At 55.1% G+C, this 1,691-nt stretch carries 2 protein-coding genes; both read right to left on the bottom strand.

The genetic code is table 11. The features are described 5' to 3' along the window. Nucleotides 1–472: 472 nt before the first annotated feature. Nucleotides 473–1,054, bottom strand: coding sequence for a hypothetical protein (locus HMPREF2935_RS07240; RefSeq protein WP_080986250.1), 582 nt, complete (start codon nucleotides 1,052–1,054; stop codon nucleotides 473–475). A gap of 136 nt (nucleotides 1,055–1,190) precedes the next feature. Beyond that, complete coding sequence (locus HMPREF2935_RS12735) at nucleotides 1,191–1,376, bottom strand: hypothetical protein (protein WP_070732599.1); 186 nt, start codon at nucleotides 1,374–1,376, stop codon at nucleotides 1,191–1,193. Nucleotides 1,377–1,691 lie beyond the last annotated feature (315 nt).

Here is a 1,691-nt window from a genome sequence, read left to right on the forward strand (position 1 = left end):
AGCTAGGCGCAGATCACACACGCATTGGGGTGTTCACGACGGGAAGTATCCCGTGCAAAGAAAGTCATCTCTGATGAGGGTTTGACTTCAGAGATTTTCCGTCAGCTCCCGCCGGGGTGGTTTGATGATCGATTCAGTGATGGCCGGAGTAAGAGGTCTTTGTCCTATGACCTGCTGTATCTCGGCGGGGCATGTCGGCGTCAACGTCTAGGGGTATTGAGCAGAGTGATATTTAGCCCGCTGCGTTCGGCTTGGTCGATGTGGATTTGGTCAGGAAACCAGGATGAGGCCGCCGATCCAGCTAAGGAAACGGACGGGGCCTATCGGTGCCAAATGGTGCCAAATGGTGCCAAATGGTGCTAAATGGTGCCAAATGGTGCTACCCTAGTGTTATTGCCACCTGTTACGACAGGATCGGAAGAAGACCCTGGGATCCCAGCCGGACGACTGGACTCAGGGTCTTCGCCTGCCTCTAGAGGGAATCCGGGGTGGGACGGTTGAGGACCACTTTCTCGTGCAGCTTCTCCCAGTACTGCTCTTCCCCTAGATGGACGGAGTTCAGTGCTCCCAGAACGGCATCTGGAATCCAGAGCAGGGGATCATCGCCACCGCGTACGTGTCGCAGTCGGATACCAGCACTTTGTCCTTGGCCCTGCAGGGCAACTATATGGGCGACGTCTCGCCTGTTTTGTGCTTCTTGCCGGCTTTCCAAAGTGACGTTGTGGACGTGCATCTCGGAGAGCTCGAAGTACATCTGCTCCAAGCATTTCCTGCGGTGCCTCTCCGTCTTCTTGCTCACTTCACTCTGGTGGGTGATGATCGCTTGCATGGAGTCGATCTCAGAAAGGGTGTCCACGATTTTTCGGCGTCGGCTATTACGTTCGTCGGTCCAGTGAAGTTTGACCTGGCCAGGAAGTCGTAGTGGACGCAGCTCCTCGCGTATTTTTTCCAAGTCTTGAGTGTCGATGATGGCTGCACACACCATGTACTCCTGCCGGTCTGGGGGTCTAAGGGCGGAGGACTCATCGATGTAGGCGACTAGCTGTGATTCCACCCTGAAATTGTAGCCCGTCCGGGCCGACGCACCCCTCGGCCCGGTACCAACTACCCGGAACACGGCAGTACCGAGTCCCCAGAACACCGGTACCAAAAACTCGCATCTGACAGTAGATTTACTACAGAATTGAATGCTATTTGTTGTCGTAGTCTTGGTCACCGGAGGCACCGTACATGGTGGTCTTCAGAATTGGCCCCAGAGTGAGGATAGAGGTGCCAAACCCTGATACGACAAGGGCCGCAGCTGGGCCGATGGCACTTACAACAGGTGCCCCGATGATGTATCCAATAAGCATTGCGGAGCTGTTAATTGAACCCATCGTAGAAAGGGCTTTGGGTTTCACTTCATCAGGTACGGATCCGACAACGATTATGCGTAGTGCGGCCACCTGAGCAGCATTGCAGACTCCGCCCAGGAGGAAACGGGCCTGACCCCCGGAAAGTAGACACGTCGGGGGTTAGCTATGCTGCTTGGGTCAGTGTAGCTGATGTGAGTGCTTCGAAGTCATCGGGAGCTAGAAGGTTGCACCAGGAGTGCCGTCTGCGGGTGTTGTAGCGCATGCACCATCGAAAGACTTCTTGGCGGCAGGTAATGGGATTGTCAAAGACTTTCCGATCACGTAGCACTTCACGTT

It is taken from the genome of Corynebacterium sp. HMSC076D02 (assembly GCF_001813815.1).
GTDB classification, from domain to species: domain Bacteria; phylum Actinomycetota; class Actinomycetes; order Mycobacteriales; family Mycobacteriaceae; genus Corynebacterium; species Corynebacterium simulans.

Coding starts and splice junctions, on each gene's coding strand:
- HMPREF2935_RS12735 (WP_070732599.1), bottom strand. CDS start 1,376: ATGGGTTCAATTAACAGCTCCGCAATGCTTATTGGATACATCATCGGG.